The sequence below is a fragment of the Streptomyces sp. NPDC014727 genome, assembly GCF_043083485.1.
In the GTDB taxonomy this organism is placed as follows: domain Bacteria; phylum Actinomycetota; class Actinomycetes; order Streptomycetales; family Streptomycetaceae; genus Streptomyces.
On the sequence record NZ_JBIBYR010000002.1, the window covers coordinates 199,555 to 215,573 of the forward strand.

The 16,019-nt window shown below is 70.9% G+C and carries 15 protein-coding genes; 4 read left to right on the forward strand and 11 right to left on the reverse strand.

Annotated elements, in window-relative coordinates:
- Window positions 1–159: 159 nt before the first annotated feature.
- On the reverse strand, window positions 160–3,435 hold the full coding sequence (locus ACF1B9_RS04530) for a S8 family serine peptidase (protein WP_391739325.1): 3,276 nt from the start codon (window positions 3,433–3,435) through the stop codon (window positions 160–162).
- A 361-nt stretch (window positions 3,436–3,796) separates the two neighbouring features.
- Between ACF1B9_RS04530 and ACF1B9_RS04535 the strand changes: the two genes are divergently transcribed.
- A complete protein-coding gene (locus tag ACF1B9_RS04535; protein WP_391739326.1) occupies window positions 3,797–4,165 on the forward strand; it encodes an STAS domain-containing protein in 369 nt (122 codons plus the stop codon).
- A 184-nt stretch (window positions 4,166–4,349) separates the two neighbouring features.
- Here the strand turns inward: ACF1B9_RS04535 and ACF1B9_RS04540 are convergent, their stop codons facing one another.
- The 3 genes from ACF1B9_RS04540 to ACF1B9_RS04550 all read right to left on the reverse strand — a co-directional run bounded on the left by ACF1B9_RS04540 (window position 4,350) and on the right by ACF1B9_RS04550 (window position 7,564).
- Window positions 4,350–5,336 (reverse strand): sigma-70 family RNA polymerase sigma factor, encoded by a 987-nt coding sequence (locus tag ACF1B9_RS04540; RefSeq protein WP_391739011.1) that lies wholly within the window; start codon window positions 5,334–5,336, stop codon window positions 4,350–4,352.
- A 106-nt stretch (window positions 5,337–5,442) separates the two neighbouring features.
- A complete protein-coding gene (locus tag ACF1B9_RS04545; protein WP_391739013.1) occupies window positions 5,443–6,159 on the reverse strand; it encodes a L,D-transpeptidase family protein in 717 nt (238 codons plus the stop codon).
- Between the two features lie 85 nt (window positions 6,160–6,244).
- Window positions 6,245–7,564: an MFS transporter gene (locus tag ACF1B9_RS04550; protein WP_391739014.1), complete on the reverse strand. Its 1,320-nt coding sequence runs from the start codon at window positions 7,562–7,564 to the stop codon at window positions 6,245–6,247.
- Between the two features lie 62 nt (window positions 7,565–7,626).
- On the opposite strand from ACF1B9_RS04550, the gene ACF1B9_RS04555 reads away from it, so the two are divergent.
- Window positions 7,627–8,580, forward strand: coding sequence for a LysR family transcriptional regulator (locus tag ACF1B9_RS04555; protein WP_391739015.1), 954 nt, complete (start codon window positions 7,627–7,629; stop codon window positions 8,578–8,580).
- Window positions 8,581–8,613: 33 nt separating this feature from the next.
- On the opposite strand, the gene ACF1B9_RS04560 is transcribed toward ACF1B9_RS04555, so the two are convergent.
- Together ACF1B9_RS04560 and ACF1B9_RS04565 are read right to left on the reverse strand one after the other, a co-directional pair.
- Complete coding sequence (locus tag ACF1B9_RS04560; protein WP_391739017.1) at window positions 8,614–9,159, reverse strand: hypothetical protein; 546 nt, start codon at window positions 9,157–9,159, stop codon at window positions 8,614–8,616.
- A 295-nt stretch (window positions 9,160–9,454) separates the two neighbouring features.
- Window positions 9,455–10,216 (reverse strand): alpha/beta hydrolase family protein, encoded by a 762-nt coding sequence (locus tag ACF1B9_RS04565; protein WP_391739018.1) that lies wholly within the window; start codon window positions 10,214–10,216, stop codon window positions 9,455–9,457.
- 103 nt (window positions 10,217–10,319) lie between these two features.
- On the opposite strand from ACF1B9_RS04565, the gene ACF1B9_RS04570 reads away from it, so the two are divergent.
- Together ACF1B9_RS04570 and ACF1B9_RS04575 are read left to right on the forward strand one after the other, a co-directional pair.
- The gene (locus tag ACF1B9_RS04570) at window positions 10,320–11,474 is read left to right on the forward strand and encodes an adenosine deaminase (protein WP_391739019.1); all 1,155 of its coding nucleotides are present in this window, start codon (window positions 10,320–10,322) and stop codon (window positions 11,472–11,474) included.
- Between the two features lie 136 nt (window positions 11,475–11,610).
- Window positions 11,611–11,928, forward strand: coding sequence for a hypothetical protein (locus tag ACF1B9_RS04575; RefSeq protein WP_391739021.1), 318 nt, complete (start codon window positions 11,611–11,613; stop codon window positions 11,926–11,928).
- Window positions 11,929–11,999: 71 nt separating this feature from the next.
- Here ACF1B9_RS04575 and ACF1B9_RS04580 read toward each other — a convergent pair whose 3' ends face one another.
- The 5 genes from ACF1B9_RS04580 to afsQ1 form a co-directional block, all read right to left on the reverse strand.
- On the reverse strand, window positions 12,000–12,200 hold the full coding sequence (locus tag ACF1B9_RS04580) for a PspC domain-containing protein (protein WP_351086442.1): 201 nt from the start codon (window positions 12,198–12,200) through the stop codon (window positions 12,000–12,002).
- Between the two features lie 94 nt (window positions 12,201–12,294).
- Window positions 12,295–12,843, reverse strand: a complete 549-nt coding sequence (locus ACF1B9_RS04585; RefSeq protein WP_391739022.1) for a VanZ family protein — start codon at window positions 12,841–12,843, stop codon at window positions 12,295–12,297.
- A gap of 166 nt (window positions 12,844–13,009) precedes the next feature.
- Window positions 13,010–13,627 carry a hypothetical protein gene (locus ACF1B9_RS04590; protein WP_391739023.1) on the reverse strand — a complete coding sequence of 206 codons (618 nt, stop codon included), beginning with the start codon at window positions 13,625–13,627 and terminating at the stop codon, window positions 13,010–13,012.
- Window positions 13,624–15,162, reverse strand: a complete 1,539-nt coding sequence (locus ACF1B9_RS04595) for an ATP-binding protein (RefSeq protein ID WP_391739024.1) — start codon at window positions 15,160–15,162, stop codon at window positions 13,624–13,626. Before ACF1B9_RS04595 ends, ACF1B9_RS04590 begins: the two co-directional genes overlap by 4 nt.
- On the reverse strand, window positions 15,159–15,836 hold the full coding sequence (afsQ1, locus tag ACF1B9_RS04600; RefSeq protein WP_176729344.1) for a two-component system response regulator AfsQ1: 678 nt from the start codon (window positions 15,834–15,836) through the stop codon (window positions 15,159–15,161). Before afsQ1 ends, ACF1B9_RS04595 begins: the two co-directional genes overlap by 4 nt.
- Window positions 15,837–16,019: the final 183 nt, after the last annotated feature.

A 16,019-nucleotide genomic window follows, 5' to 3' on the forward strand; every position in this document is an offset into this window, starting at 1 on the left:
CGGTGTGGTGGTGGGTGGGGGGGCGCGCGCGGGTCGCGTTCTGTGGGCCCCGCGGGGGGGGGGGGGGGGGGGGTTGGGGGGGGGGGGGGGGGGCCCCCCCCCCCCCCCCCGGGCCGCTCTCATGCTGTCGGTGCGCCTACCGGCTCACCGACAGGCCGTTCACTTGCCGAAGTACGCGTGGTAGATCGACACGGAGGACTTGTTGCCCTTCTTGTCCGTGACATTGGCCCTGTAGGAGATGGACTTCCCCTTGGCCGGATTCTTCACGGAGATCTTGCCCGCCTTGACCGTGGCCTTCCTCCAGGTCTTGCCGGCGTCGTAACTGACGTACACCGTCAGCGACTTCAGGTTCTTGCCGGCGGCGGCACCCTGAACCGTCACCGGCACCGAAGCGGTCCTGCCCGCGGTCACCTTGCCGTCCAGCGTCACATTGGGCGTGAAGCGGACCGTGGAGACCGGCAGTTGGGTCGGGCCGGCGCTCTTCTTGGACCGGAAGGTCCAGCTCGCGTCGATCCGGGTGGAGACGGCCGAGACCTTGGTGCTGCGCTGGACCGAGGTCGTCAGCCGGTAGTCCGCGGCCGCGGACGGCACGGTGATGGGCATGTAGCCCTCCAGCGGGTCCGCGTTCCGGGCGATCTGGGTGCCGTTGCGGTACAGGACGGTCTTGACCGAACTGTATGTGGAGGAGCCGATGTTGCCGCGACCGTCGGCCGCCAGGGGCAGCGAGCCGATGATGTCGTTGCCGTCGCGGAAGATCCCGTATCCGGCGCCGAGCGCGGGGCCGAACACCGCGGTGTTGACCTTCTTCGTGTAGGTCTTGCCCGCCTTGAGGGTCTGCGGGTCACCGAGGGAGTACATCGCCTCGGTCACCGGGTAGCCGTCCTTGTCGATTCCGCCTTCCTGGCTGAAGTCGAAGCCCCACCGCACCTTGTCGGCGGTGGAGACATAGGCGGTGTTGGTACCGGGGAGCTTCTGGCTGGACCAGGCCGACCAGCCGGAGAACGAACCGGGGAGCTCGCCCCAGGCCGCGAACCCACCGGTCTTGCCCTTGACGGACGAGCCGAGAGAGGTCTGCACCTTGGCCATCTGAGCGGCGGTGAACTTCCGGCTGTATCCGGTCGCCGCCTGGGTCACCGGGCCGCCGACCGCGATGTCGTACCGGGTCGAGGCCCCCTTGGTCCAGCTGCCGATCCAGTGCTGGGAAAGCGAGCCGTCGGTCACCTTCGGGCCGACGTGCGCGGTGCGGAACCCCTGGTACGAGTCGAGGATCCAGCCGTAGCCGTAGCCGCTGTCCTTGGTGGCGAACTGGAGGTCGGGCGACGCCAGTTGGGACTTCGTGCCCGTGGTGGGCAGGGTGAAGTTCACCGGCTTCGTCTTGCGGGCGTCGAGCGTCACGGTGGTGTTCTTGGTGAGGTTCAGGACCGGCTGGGCGAACCAGTCGGTGCCCTTGGCACTGTTCTCCGGGTCGACGTAGACGGCCGAGTTCATCGCGTAACCGCCCTTGGGGACGCGGACCTTCGCCGTGCCGCCCTCACCCGTCGGGGACACCCACACATCGCGTGCCGAGCCCGACATGCCGTAGAGGTCGGACTCGTAGTACTTGGCGGGCTTGCCGTCACGTCCGATGAACTTGACCGTGACGTCGTACGACTCGGTCTCGCGCTCGACCGCGGCCGCGGTGCGCACGGTCTGGCCGTCACCGGTCCCGACGACGTACGCGGAGTAGCTGCCGTCGGCCGTGCCGCCGAGCTTGGTGTTCACGGTCAGCGGTACGTCGGCGGTGCCGCCCGCGGGGACGGTCACCTTGTCGGCGCCGAGAGTGAAGAAGCCGGCCGGGGCGGGCTTGCCCTTCGGGCCGGTGGCCGTGACCGCGACGTCGAGGGTGACGTCCGTCGTACCGAGGTTGCGGTACGTCACGTTCTTGGTGACCGGGGCGTCGTCGGTGTGCGGCCACTGGTGCACGCCGAAGCTCACCGAGACCGGGTCCGCGACGACGGTCTGGGCGATCGCCCGGTCGACGGCGATCCGGCCCGAGCCCTGCTCGAACGGGGTGTACGCGCCGGGCTTCGTCGAGGCTGTGAGCGCGCCCTTGAGCTCGGTGTACTTCCACTCGGGGTGCTGCTGCTTGAGGAGCGCCGCGGCGCCCGCGACGTGCGGGGTCGCCATCGACGTACCGGAGATCGACAGGTAGCCCGGCGGGTTCTGCCCGACCTCCTGGTCGATGGCGGAGCCGGGTGCGGCTGCGGCCGTGATGTCGACGCCGGGGGCGGTGACATCCGGCTTGATCGCGCCGTCGCCGATGCGCGGGCCACGGCTGGAGAAGTCGGCCAGTCGGTCGTTGTCGTCGACCGCGCCGACGGTCAGGGCGGCGTCCGCGCTGCCCGGGGAGCCGACCGTACCGGCGCCGTCGCCCTCATTGCCCGCCGCGATGGCGAACAGGACGCCCTTGTCGGCCGACAGCTTGTTGACCGCCGCTTCGAGCGGGTCGACCTCGGGGGTGTCGCCGCCGCCGAGGCTCAGGTTGATGATGTCGGCGCCCTGTGCGACGGCCCACTCCATGCCGGCCAGGATGCCGGAGTCGTCGCCGAAGCCGTCGTCGTCGAGCACCTTGCCCTCGATGAGCTTGGCGTCCGGGGCCACGCCCTTGAACTTGCCGCCCGACTTGGCGCCCGTACCGGCCGCGATCGAGGAGACGTGCGTGCCGTGCCCGACCCGGTCCTTGGTGTCGGGCGAGGAGGTGAAGTTCTTCGTCTCCAGGACCTGGCCCTTGAGGTCCGGGTGGGTGGCGTCCACGCCGGTGTCCAGGACGGCGATCTTGACGCCCTTCCCGGTGTAACCGGCCTTCCAGGCGGTCGGTGCGCCGATCTGCGGCACGCTCTTGTCGAGGCTCGCCTTGCGCACGCCGTTCAGCCAGACCCGGTCGACACCGGCGGCCGTGGTGCGCTGGGCGCCGTTCGAGGGCTTGCTGGTGAGTGCCCGCCAGATGTCCTTCGCGTCGCGGGTCGGGGTGGTCACCGACTCGGCGTTCAGGGTCTTCAGGGTCCGGTCGACCCGGGTGGCGCCCGCGTCACGGACCTCCGCCTTCGCCGCCGCGGCCCGGTCGCCCCGGTAGGCGACGATCAGCTTCAGGCCCGCCTTCTGCGCCCGGCGGTTCTCCGCGCGGTTCAGCTCGGTGACGTCGAACAGCCGTCGGTCCAGCTTGCCGGAGCTGATCAGCCGGTGTGCGTCGGCCGGGACCAGCAGGGTGTGCCCGTCACGTATCTGACGCTGCACGGGTATGTGTTCACGCCCCTTGGCGGGCCGGAAGTCCATGATCCGGCCTTTGGCGTCCACCGAGACGCGGTCACCGGTGATCAGCGTCAGCTGGTGCCGGGCCACGGACTTGGCGCCCGTGGACCGCGCGCCATCGGGCTGTGCCACGGCCGGCGTGGTCATCCCGGCTGCGAGCGCCACGGCGGCCGCCGTGGCGATGGTCGAAACACACGCGTTTCTCACGTGTTTGCGCAACTCTCCCCCTGGAGAATCAGGCAGCCCGACGAGGGGCCACTGGTCAGTCGGCACCGCTGAGAAGCCGGTGTCGGCCGGTTCACCTACCTAGAGGGAGAATTGATCGAAAGGGTTCACAGAAACCGCACAGACAACCGGAGTTGACGCAAGCTCATCGGTGCAGGGGTGAACCGGACGGGGGGCGAGGGCGACCGAGAGGTGTGTGCCGGGCACGAAGGAGCAGCTGATGAGCGGATTCGGGGGACGGGGGCCGGTCCGGGACGGCGGGAAAGTACGGAGCGGGACAGCGATGAGTTTCGGCCGCCGGACCGGTCACCCTGATGTGGAAGCCATGAGCCCGATCGCTCTTGTCGTCACCGGTCGCGTCACACGGGACTCCGTGCCGGGACTCTGCGCCGAGCTGGAGTCGCTGCTGGACGGTGCCGAGGGCGCCGTCCGCGACCCGGACGCCGAGGTGGACTGCGATGTGGGCGGAGTCGTGCAGCCGGATCTGGCCCTGGTCGAGGCGATCGCGCGACTGGGGCTCGTCGCACGCCGGGCGGGCGGCGGACGGCTCCGGCTGCGCAACGCACCGCCCGAACTGCGGAGCCTGCTCGACCTGGTGGGGCTGGCCGATGTGGTGGACGTGCGGTGCGCGGCCGGGGACGGCGGAGCCTGAGCCGGGCACGCGGCCCGGGGCTGACAGCCGCCCACCGCCCCGTACTCCCGCGCCCCCCACCGGGCCCCGTTCGTCCCTCGGTACGGCCGGTGGAGCCGTACGCGGAGCGCCGCCGTGACGCTTCGCTCCTCGTCGTCCGTCGGCGCCGCCCGGCCTGCCGTCGGCCCGCTGCGTATGCCGCGCCTCACGCGGTGTCGGCGTCGAGGTGATCCGGCAGACCGAACAGCGGGAACCAGCGCGGGGTGTCCAGGAAGCAGTGCATCCCGGTGATGACGCCGTCCGAGATGTCGATGACCTGCACCGCCCACGGCACGAACCCCGGTCCGTCCGGATTCGGCTTGTAGTGCGCGAACGCCGGGGTGCCGTTCGCCTCCGTCGCCACCAGCCGCGAGCCCGCGCAGCCGGCACCGTGGGAGACCATGAAGCCGGTGATGTCGTCGTGCCCCTGGAGCCAGAGGTCGAACGGCGGCATGGTCATCACGGCGTCCTCGTGGAGCAGCGCGGTCAGCGCCGCCATGTCGTACCCCTCGAAGGCCGCGACGTAGCGCTCGAGGAGCCTGCGCTGCTCCTCGTCGAGCGGATCCGCGCTGTCGGGGATCAGGCCCTCGCGTTCCGAGAGGGTCGCGCGCGCCCGCTGGAGGGCGCTGTTGACCGAGGCGACCGAGGTGTCGAGCAGCTCGGCGACCTCGCTCGCCTTCCAGGCGAGCACCTCGCGCAGGATCAGCACCACCCGCTGCTTGGGGGGCAGATGCTGCAACGCGGCCACGAGCGCGAGCCGCACCGACTCCCGGGCAACGGCGGCCTCCGCCGGGTCGGCCGTCGTGGGCAGGATCCGCCCGTCCGGCATCGGCTCCAGCCAGGTGTTCTCCGGCAGCGGGTTGAGCGCCGCCCGGGCGAGCGGCGTCGGGCCCGTCAGATCGACCGGACGGGCCCGCTTCTTGCCCGCGTTCAGCATGTCCAGACAGACGTTGGTGGCGATGCGGTACAACCAGGACCGCAGCGAGGAACGCCCCTCGAACTTGTCGAAGTTGCGCCAGGCGCGCACCAGCGTGTCCTGTACCGCGTCCTCCGCCTCGAAGGCAGAGCCGAGCATCCGGTAGCAGTAGCCGGTCAGCTCGACCCGGTGTCCCTCCAGCCGGCTGTCGATGTCCGCCGCCGCCAGATCACCCATCGCTCCACCCCTGTTGTGCTGTGACGCCACTCGGTTCAGCACGGTGGAAGCTACCGCAGGCCACTGACAACGACGGCGGGAAGCACCGAAGCGGCCCGCGATCAGGTCACGTTCCGGGCTTGCGCCCGTACACGTACACGTCGTCGCCGTTCCTCAGCAGATTCCAGTACGACTTCGCGTCGGCGGGCCGCATGTTGACGCAGCCGTGCGACCCCGGCGGGTTCCACATCTTCAAGCCCACCGAGTGGAACGCCTGCCCGCCGTCGAAGAACTGGGAGTACGGCATCGACACGTGGTAGATCGACGAGACGTGGTCGATGTCCCGCCAGTAGATCTTCTTCGACCCGGTGCGGGTCTCGTACCCGTTCCGCCCGGTGCGTACCGGCACGGGACCGAACTTCAGCTTGCTGCCGTCCTGTATCCAGCTCAGCTGCCGGGTCAGGTCCACGCACGCGATGCGCCCCTTGTTCGTGGGGCACTTCTTGGCCTTGTTGGGGTTCTTGCCGGCCGCCTTCTGTGCCGTGAGCGTCTTCATGGTGCGCCACGTGACCGGTCCCGCGTAGCCGATCGTGGGCGTGACGCCGTAGGTGGTCTGGAACGACCGGATCGCCTTGCAGTCGGCGGCCGACTGCTTGCCGTCGACCGGCCGGTGCAGATACTTCTCGACCTGCTTCTGATACGGCCCGGTGGACGTCGTGCAGGACGCCGCCTGAGCGGATCCGCCGGTGCCCACGACAAGGGCGGGCGCCGCCATCAGACCGGCGACGGACAACGCGACCGCGCGCCGCGACCTGACCGCCCGTATGTTTCCTGCGACTCTCATGTACGCCAACTCCCCTTCGCGCGCCGTGAGGTGATTCCGCCTGCTAGACGCGCGTCGGGGAGTGGATGGTTGTGCTTTGTACGTCTCAGTTCTGTACGGACGCCACTGGCAGCAGCCGGCGGCGCTCGGCGCGCGCGGCCCGTGAGCCGTACAGCGTGATCGAGACGACGCCGAGGACGGCGAGGAGCCCCAACGACACGGTCCCGGCCCAGCCCCCGGCGTGGAAGGCGACCGCGCCGAGCGTGCCGCCCGCGCTGGAGCCCAGGTAGTACGCGGACTGGTAGAGCGCCGACGCCTGTGCCCGGCCCTTCGTCGCGGTGCGGCTCACGGACGACGAGGCGACCGCGTGCCCGGCGAAGAAGCCCGCCGTGATCAGGACCAGGCCGAGCAGCACGGCGGCCAGTCGGTCGGCGAGCGAGAGCAGCAGACCGGCGGCCGTGGTGGAGACGGCGAGGTACAGCGCGCCCCGGCGGCCGAGCCGGGCGACCAGCTTGCCCGCCGCCGCGGAGGAGACCGTACCGACGAGGTAGACCAGGAAGATCGAGCCGACGATCCCCTGCGGGAGGTCGAACGGCGCCTCCACCAGGCGGTAGCCGATCACCGTGTAGACCGCGCCGAACACCGTCATGAACAGCGCGCCGATCGCGTACAGCCGGCGCAGCAGGGGATCGGCGAGGTGCCCGCCCACCGTCTTCGCCAGGGCCTTCGGGTTCAGTGAGCCCGGGGTGAAGTGCCGGGCCGCGGGGATCATGAAGTGGAAGACCACCGCGCAGGCCACGGCCAGCAGCCCGACCGCTCCGAGCGCCGCCCGCCAGCCCCACAGCTGGGCGATCCAGCCGGTCAGGATCCGGCCGCTCATCCCGCCGATGCTGTTCCCCGCCACGAACAGTCCGATCGCGGCGACCAGCGCCTTCGGCCGTACCTCCTCCGCCAGGTAGGCCATCGCGGAGGCGGGCAGCCCGGCCAGTGCCGCGCCCTGGACGGCGCGCAGCGCGATCAGCCAGCCCAGCGAGGGCGCGAAGGGTACGAGCAGCCCGACCAGCACGGCCACCGTCAGTGAGGCGGTCATCATCTGCCGTCGCCCGAAGCGCTCGGAGAGCGCGCTCAGCGGCAGCACGCACAGCGCCAGGGCGCCCGTCGCGGCGGAGACCGTCCAGCTGGCCTGTCCGGCCGTGGCGCCGAGGGACGCGGAGACGGCGGGCAGCAGGGCCTGGGTGGAGTAGAGGAGTGCGAAGGTCGCGACACCGGCGGCGAAGAGCGCGAAGCTCATCCGGCGGTAACCGGGGCGGCCGGGTTCGAGACGGTCCGGTCCGGCGGAGCCGGTGGTGGCGGCAGCGGCGACGGGGGACGGCTGGGGCGAGGCGGCCACCGTGAGGGTGGACGCCCCGGTACTGGCAGGAGGCATGGTTCGAAAGTAGGCCCCCCGGTTTCATGCGTCCAATGCACGAATTGGCGATAATCAATCCCATGGCGCATGAACGCAGCTCACGGCCACGGCTGTCACCGAGCAGTTACGAAGAAGACATCCGCGCGGTCCTCGCGCCGAGGCTGGCCCACTTCGAGGCGGTGGCTCGGCATGAGCACGTCACCCGCGCCGCGCACGAGCTCGGCGTCCCGCAGTCGACGCTCTCACGGTCGATGGTCAGGCTCGAACAGGACCTGGGAGTCGCCCTGTTCGCCCGCAAGGGCCGTACCGTCTCCCTGACCCCCGCGGGCCGCACCTTCCTGGGCTCCGCCGAGCGGGCCCTCGCCGAGGTCGAGAAGGCCGCCGACTCGGTACGGGCCGACGCCGACCCGGCCACCGGCAAGGTCGCCTTCGGCTTCCTGCACACCATGGGCTCCGAGACCGTGCCCGCCCTGCTCCGCGCCTTCCGCGCCGACCACCCCCGGGTCCGCTTCCAACTCGTGCAGAACTACGGCGAGGCGATGATCGAACGCCTCCGGGCCGGCGGCCTCGACCTCTGCCTCACCTCACCCGTCCCGGACGCCCCGGATCTGGTCGCCCGCCGTCTCGACGAACAGCGGCTGCGTCTTGTCGTCCCCGAGGACCACCGGCTCGCCTCGCGTCGTCGCATCCGCCTGGCGGAGGCCGCCGACGAGAAGTTCGTCACCCTCGAACCGGGATACGGCCTGCGGCGGATCACCGACGACCTGTGCGCCGAGGCGGGGTTCACGCCACGCGTCGCCTTCGAGGGCGAGGAGGCGGAGACCCTGCGCGGCCTGGTCGCGGCGGGTCTCGGCGTGGCCCTGCTGCCACCGCCCGCGGTGGCCCGCCCCGGCGTCGTCGAGCTCACCGTGACGGCCCCGAGGGCGGCCCGCGAGATCGGCGTCGCCTGGCTGGACGGCCACCCGGACACCCCGCCGGTGGCCGCCTTCAAACGCTTCCTGCTGTCGAGGCGGGGACATCTGCTGCCGGACTGACCGGGCCGGTACGGCGCCGGGAGCGGTCCCGGCTCACCGTCCGCCCGATGACCGGCCCCCGGCCGCGCGTACGGCCCGCTCGAAGTACGCGTGTGCGCGCGAGTCCTCCGGCGTGCCGGGCACACCGAGGCCCCGGTCGGCGAACGGACGGAACAGCAGCCCGTGCCGGCGCAGGGCGTCGCACGCCGGATCGTCGGTGTCGAGGACGGTGGCCAGGGGCAGTGTGCGTGCGGCCCCCACGGTCGTCGTCACCGCCCACCAGGCGAGGTCGTCCTCCCCGACCGGGAGCGGAGTGAACCGGATCCCGTCCACCTCCGCCCAGGACACGCGCCGACGGCTCCAGGGCCGGACGACCGTGATCCCGGCGTCGTCCAGGCATACGGCGAACCGGCCCCGCAGCGCGTAGTGCAGCACGACCGGCAGCAGCAGGCAGGTGGGGATGAACCACCGCGTCGGATGGTCCCCCCAAGGGCCGAGGACACCCACGACGGTGACGCAGACCCAGGTGAGCGCCGTTTCGGCGCACAGCCACCGCACCAGCGGCGGCCCCTCCAGCACGCGTACCCTCGCCGCGGTCACGACCCTGTCACCAGCCCCGTCCCGCCCGGTGACGCCATGTGCGCCGCACCTGCGGCCACCGTCACCGGGCGGACCGTCGGCCACCTCCCGAAGGCGGTAGCCGCCCTGTGGACCCCGGTACTCATGAGCCCCCCTCATGCCGTCGCTGTTCATGGCTGTTCATCGTGTGATCAACCTATGAGTCATGGTGGTGCGTGACATGAGTGTGCGTACTCAACTCCGTTGGCGGTGCCACCGGTTGCGCGGCGAACGGGGTGCGGCCACACCATGTGCCGGCCCCGGCCACTTCGTCCCCTCAGTCCCGCAACGACCTTCCGAACCCGGCGGCCAGGGGCATCCGCAGCCCCAGCGGTGGCGGCGCCGCAAGGGCGTCGGCCACCGGGCGGGCGTATGCCCGGCCGAAGAGCGAGCCGCGGACGAAGTCCGTGGCCAGGGCCGCCACTTCGGCCCGGTGCTGGCGCAGACCGTGGCCGTCCGAGTGGACCTCGAAACGGCAGGTGTCACGGTTGGCCTTCTTGGCCCGTTCGGCCAGCCGGAAGGAGAGCTCGGGATCGGTGCGGGCATCGTTCGTGCCGTGGACGAGCAGGACGTGCCGGCCCAGCAGATGCTTCACCGGCTCCGGCTCGTCCCGCGCGTCCTCGGGCAGCCAGGGAGCCATCGCCAGGACGGAGCCGACCGCCGCGTGGCCGCCCGCCCGGAGCGCGGCCCGGCCGCCCATGCCGTGGCCGACAAGGCAGACGGGGACGTCGCCGTAGCGCCGTACTACCTCGTCCACCGCCCAACGGGCGTCCGCCGCGAGCTGCGCGTCGGTCGCGTTCCAGCCCCGGCAGCCGTAGCGCACGACATGCGCGGCGAGCCCGTCCTCCTGACCCGCGCGGGCCAGGGTCCGGGCCAGCGGCAGCTGGAGGGCGTACGAAAGGGGGGAGGGGCGGCGGTGCGAGTCGGCCTCGCCGTCCGGGAGCAGCAGAACCACGCCGCTGACCGCAGTTGGTGCTCCGGCCGTCCTGACGGCCCGTCCCAGCCTCGCAGCAGGCAGGGGGAGTGCGCGCTGTGCCATGACAGAACAGTGTCAGAAGGACAGGTGTACTCCACCCGTATTCGCGGTCACTGTTACGTATCGGCAAGCGACAATCTACGCGCGTAGGCGCTAGAGTGCCCAAATGATGAGCCCGACCCTCCATGTGCCCGGCCAGGATCAGATCCGACGTGCCCCCAAGGTCCTTCTCCATGACCACCTCGACGGCGGCCTGCGCCCGGGAACGATCGTCGACCTCGCCCTCGCGAGCGGATACGGCGGACTCCCCGAGACCGAGCCCGACAAGCTCGGCACCTGGTTCCGCGAGGCGGCCGACTCCGGGTCGCTGGAGCGCTATCTGGAGACGTTCGCCCACACCTGCGCCGTCATGCAGACCCGTGAGGCACTGTTCCGGGTGGCCGCCGAGTGCGCCGAGGACCTGGCCGCGGACGGTGTCGTCTATGCCGAGGTGCGGTACGCCCCCGAGCAGCACCTGGAAGCCGGGCTGACCCTCGAAGAGGTCGTCGAGGCGGTCAACCAGGGCTTCCGCGAGGGCGAGCGGCGGGCCCGCCGGGACGGGCACCGCATCCGCATGGGCGCCCTCCTCACCGCGATGCGGCACGCCGCCCGCTCCCTGGAGATCGCCGAACTCGCCAACCGCTACCGCGACCAGGGCGTCGTCGGCTTCGACATCGCGGGCGCGGAGGCGGGTTTCCCGCCCACCCGGCACCTCGACGCGTTCGAGTACCTCAAGCGCGAGAACAACCACTTCACCATCCACGCGGGCGAGGCCTTCGGCCTGCCGTCGATCTGGCAGGCCCTCCAGTGGTGCGGCGCCGACCGGCTCGGCCACGGCGTCCGCATCATCGACGACATCGAGGTCACCGAGGACGGCGGTGTGAAGCTCGGCCGTCTCGCCTCCTACGTACGGGACAAGCGCATCCCGCTGGAGCTGTGCCCCACCTCCAACCTCCAGACCGGCGCCGCCGCCTCGTACGCCGAGCACCCCATCGGGCTGCTGCGGAAGCTTTATTTCCGGGTCACCGTGAACACGGACAACCGGCTGATGAGCGGTACGACCATGAGCCGTGAATTCGAGAAGCTGACCGAGACCTTCGGATACACGCTCGATGACATGCAGTGGTTCACCGTCAACGCGATGAAATCCGCGTTCATCCCTTTCGATGAACGTCTCGCGATGATCAATGATGTGATCAAGCCCGGATATGCGGAGCTGAAGTCCGAGTGGCTCTTCGAGCAGACCGCCACGACCAGCGGCTCTTCGACTTCCGGGGACTGATTCACACGTTCGGGGGGAACGGCCGGGAGGGCGAATTCCCGGCCGTTGCCCGGGTGGGGCGTGTTTGCGGGACGGGTAGTGAGCTGACTACGTTTCAGAGCCGCTCACTTCCCCCCTCCCCAAGGATGAATTTCACATGAAGCAGTCTGCCGTGAGGACTCTCGGTGTCGCCGCGCTCGGTGCCGCTTTCGCCGCTGCCGCCGCGGGCACCGCCTCCGCCACCGTGTTGCCGACCGACGCCGCGGCCACCACCCTGCCGGTCGCCGACTCGGCGCTGGAGACCGCCACCCGGACCCCGCCGGTCCAGGACACGACCACCAAGCTCCTCGGCACCGGCCGGCAGAAGCTCGTCGGCGGCGCCACCACGCCGGTCAAGGGCCTGCTCGGCGGTATGCCCGCGGGTGGCCTGAAGACCAGCGGTCTGTCGACCAACGGCCTCCCGCTCGGCGGCTGATCCCCGTACACATGCCTGTGGGGCGGACACCCGAACCGGGTGCCCGCCCCACAGGCATGTGGTGCGACGCCTCACCAGGCGGTGGACGAGGTCTTCTCGGCCGGGAAGAGCACCCACAGCGCCAGGTAGAGCAGGAACTGCGGCCCCGGCAGCAGGCAGGAGAGCAGGAAGATGACGCGCATGGTCCCCGCGGAGGTGCCGAAGCGCCGTGCCAGCGCCGCGCACACTCCACCGATCATGCGTCCGTCGAGGGGGCGGGCGAGTGCGGCCATGGTGGGCTCCTTCGTGAACCGTTGCTGAGGGAGCAGCTCCGTCGTGCTCCCGATGCATCCATGGTCGCCCGACGAACAGGGGCAAAGCATCGCTCTACGGTGCGATACCGACCCTGGGAATCGTCGGGGTCGGCCCCTGAGCCGGCTCGTCCCTGGGGCGGGGCATCACCCTGATCCGCCGCTGCTTCCTGCGGCGCAGCCGCGCCCGGCCCACGGGTACGACCAGCAGATGGGCGAGCGCCACACCGATCGTGTTCAGCAACAGCGAGTCGACGTCGACGACCTGCCCCGGCACTCCGGTCTGCAGCAGTTCGATGGCGAGCGAGATCAGTGCCCCGGCCGCGACGGTACGGGCCATCGAGGCCCACGGGGAGACGAACAGCCGCCCTCCGGCCATCGGCAGCAGTACGCCGAGCGGGGCCAGCAGCAGCAGTCCTGCGCCGATCCGGCGGGTGGCCTCGACTGGGCCGAGCGACAGGTCCGCTCTGATGCCGGCCAGCGGGTGGAGGTTCGAGGCCGTCGTCCACGGCACGTCGAGGGGGCGCAGCGTCAGCCAGCCGACAAGCAGCAGATGCGCGAGGAGGAGAGAGATCCCGGCCGCGCGGAAGCGGATGGCAGCTCGACTGCCCGAACCTTGACGCACGCCCCCCAAGACGCGCCGGACGGCAGGATCGGTTCCGCCCAGCCCGACGAACCCGTCGCCCGGCCCACCCGGCGCCTCGACCGGCTCGGGCCGAGCCCGGCCCACCCGGCGCGTGGGAACGGCGAACCGGCCGCCGGACGTCTCCCACGCCCCGGTATTCCCGTGCTCAGGCCTTCGGCCGCGCCGCCGGCGTCGGCACGGCTTTCGGCCGCGCCTTCGTCTCCGCGGTGCACAGATACCCGCGCGGCGCGTATGTGCCGGGCCCGGCCAGCACCACCGTGCCCTGCGGGGCGAGCGTCTCGCTCTCCGCGTACGTGCACACGATCTGGGCCAGCGCCTCGGCCGGCAGGTCCTCCGGCTGCTCGCTGAGCCGCAGCGTGCCCTGCCGGTCGCCGCCGCGGGCCGGGCCGATCCGCAGCCCGGCCGGCACGGCCGTGGTGAACCCGGCCCGCCGCTCGTCGGCGGGCGGCTTCTGCTCCAGTTCCTCCAGGAGCGCCTGCGCTGTCCGGATCCGGTCCGACTTCGTGTCCCCGACCTGCACCGTGCGGTCCACCGTGACGAGCTGCGAGGAGCAGACCAGATAGATCTGTACGGGGATGCCCTTGAGGGCCTGGGTGGTGACGTCCTCCGCGGACATCGAGCACGGCACCCGGGACGGTGCCGCCCCGGCGTCCACCGGCACGGAGGTGGTCCTGATCCCGCAGCCCGCGGCCAGCACGGCGGCGGCCACGGCACCGACCAGCGCCACGGCCGACCGGACCGCCCGGCGGTTGCCGCCCGTCATGTCGCCTCGCCCTCCTCGTCCTGGTTCCCCGGGTCGCGGTCCCCGTCGGAACGGGTGAGCGGCTCGGCGTCGCGCGGCAGCCGCAGGACGAACACCGCGCCGTCGCCGTCCGGTGAGTTCGCGGCCGTGATGTCTCCGCCGTGGATGTGCGCGTTCTCCATGGCGATCGACAGACCGAGGCCGCTGCCCTCGGAGCGCGGCCGGGAGGCGCTGGCCTTGTAGAACCGGTCGAAGACGTGCGGCAGGACGTCCTCGGGGATGCCTGGGCCGTGGTCGCGGACCTCGATGACGAGTTCGTCGCCCTCGGTCCGCACCGCGACCCGCACCGGCGAACCGCCGTGCTTGAGGGCGTTGCCGATCAGATTCGCCAGGATCACGTCGAGCCGCCGGGGGTCGAGGCGGACCAGCATGCCGCGCTCGGCGTTCAGATCCACCGCGTCCAGCCAGGCACGGGCGTCGATGCAGGCGGTGACCTGGTCGGCGACATCGACCGTGTCGAGGACGAGCCGGGCCGTGCCCGCGTCGAAGCGGGTGACCTCCATCAGGTTCTCCACCAGGTCGTTGAGGCGCCGGGTCTCGCTCACCACCAGGTGCACCGCCGGCGCGATCATCGGATCGAGGCTGTCCGCCTCGTCCTCCAGCACCTCGGTGACGGCGGTCAGCGCGGTGAGCGGCGTGCGCAGTTCGTGCGACATGTCGGCGACGAACCGCCGGCTCGCCTCGTCCCGCGCACTCATGTCCGCGACCCTCTTCTCCAGCGAACTCGCGGTCCTGTTGAACGTACGGGAGAGATCGGCGAGTTCATCGGTGCCGGAGACCACGAGCCGGGTGTCGAGCTTGCCCTCGCCGAGCTTGCGGGCGGCGTCACCGAGCCGCTGAACGGGGCGCAGCACGGTCGTCGCGGCGGCCTGCGCGAGCAGCGCCGAACCGACCAGGGCGAGCCCGGTGGCGATCCCCAGCGACCAGGCGAGCGAGTTCAGATCCTGACGCTCCTGGTCGAGGGACTTCAGCATGTAGCCGGTCGGGCCGCCGCCGATGATCTTCGTCCCTCCCACCAGATACGGCGTGCCGCGGATGCTGGTCCGCTGCCAGAACAGGTGGTACGCGTACTTGTTGCCCGCCTCGATCGGCTGCTTCTTGTTGACGGCCTTCTGCAGCGACAGCGGCACGTTGTCGAGCGTGAAGGTGTCCAGGTCGGAGTTGCCGACGATCGGCTTGCCGCGGTCGCGCTCGTCGACCAGCAGCACGCTGTAGCCGGGCGAGCTGTTCGCCATCTGCACGGCGGCGTTCTGCAGATCGTCCTTGGTGGGTTGCGGCGGCAGCGAGGCCGCCCGGTTCTGCATCTCCTGACGGAAGTCCCCGAGGGCGGAGTCCTGGGTGCGGGTCAGCACGGCCTCGCGGTTCAGCCAGTACGCGATCCCCGAGGCGGACACGGCGGCGGTCAGCGCCACCAGCGCGAACACGACGACGAGACGCAGCCGCAGGCTGGTCCAGCGAAGCCCGGTGAGCAGGGTCCGTTTGACGGCATCACTCACTGAGGCGAATCCAGCCGGTAGCCCACACCCCGAACGGTACGGATCAGGGTCGGCGAGGACGGCACGTCCTCCACCTTGGCGCGCAGCCGCTGCACACAGGCGTCCACGAGCCGGGAGTCACCGAGGTAGTCGTGCTCCCAGACCAGCCGCAGCAGCTGCTGCCGCGACAGGGCCTGGCCCGGCCGGCGGCTCAGCTCCAGCAGAAGTCGCAGCTCGGTCGGTGTGAGCTGCAGATCCTCGCCGTTCTTGGTCACGGTCATCGCGGAACGGTCGATCACCACGTTCCCGAAGGACGCGGAGTCGGTGGACTCGCGCTCACCGCGGCGCAGCACCGCCCGGATACGGGCGTCGAGCACCCGGCCCTGCACGGGCTTCACCACATAGTCGTCGGCGCCGGACTCGAGTCCCACTACGACGTCGATGTCGTCGCTGCGCGCGGTCAGCAGAATGATCGGCAGTTGGTCGGTGCGCCGGATGCGCCGGCACACCTCGAAACCGTCGATGCCGGGCAGCATCACATCCAGCACGATCAGATCCGGCCGCTGTTCACGCAGCAGTTTGAGGCCGTCCTCTCCCGTCGCCGCGGTGGCCACACGGTGGCCCTGGCGTGACAGCGAGAGTTCGAGAGCCGTGCGGATGGCGTCGTCGTCCTCGATCAGCAACAGGAAAGGCACGCTGGTCATTCTGACCCATGGTGGAGCCCCAGTTCGACAGTTGGCGCCGACTCATACATCCGGCGCACCGGCGACGCGCCGACGGCAGGCCCTGTGACAGGGCTGTGACAGTCGGCGGACAGCCCGATGAAACTGCCCCGGCAAGCTCATTGGCACGAGGAACGGACGGACTCCACCGATGGG